At 43.6% G+C, this 578-nt stretch carries 1 protein-coding gene; it reads right to left on the reverse strand.

Annotation, left to right across the window (positions count from 1 at the left end; translation table 11 throughout):
• Positions 1–125: 125 nt before the first annotated feature.
• Positions 126–485, reverse strand: coding sequence for a glutaredoxin family protein (locus R7Z50_RS29505; protein ID WP_020842304.1), 360 nt, complete (start codon positions 483–485; stop codon positions 126–128).
• Positions 486–578: the final 93 nt, after the last annotated feature.

Consider the following 578-nt stretch of genomic DNA (forward strand, 5'->3'; position numbering starts at 1 on the left):
ACGTGTTGAGTTGATGCTGATTGTCGATGAGTAGGCCGCCAGTCGGTTTCGAAGCAAAAACATCAAAATAGAAAAGAGGCACCAAATGGTGCCTCTTTTACATCCGCCAATGTTCTTAGGGGGAACTAGGCAAATTCTTTTTCAAGATAAGCGACAATGTCTGATGACTCATAAAGCCATTGCGTTTTGCCATCTTTTTCGATACGAAGACAAGGCACTTTCACGCGACCGCCACCTTGTTCAAGTTCTGCGCGGTGAGTTGGGTCATTCTTCGCATCACGTAATTCGATATTAACGGATTGTCGTTTCATCGCACGTCGTACTTTGACGCAAAAAGGACAAGCTTCAAACTGATATAACGCGTATTGCTTTGCTTTATCATCGACGTTGCTCTGTGCTTCGTTAGTGCGTTTGATGCCACGAGGAGAAAAGACAGCGTTCAGCAATAAAATGACTTTGCCTAAAATCCAACGGATAAACTTCATAATGATCCCTTGATGCTCAGTGGATGAATGTCCTTAACAATGCAAACACGATGCTTGTTGCATTGGAGACGCAGTCTATCAGTTGTTTCGGAT

It is taken from the genome of Vibrio sp. 1249-1 (genome assembly GCF_033340495.1).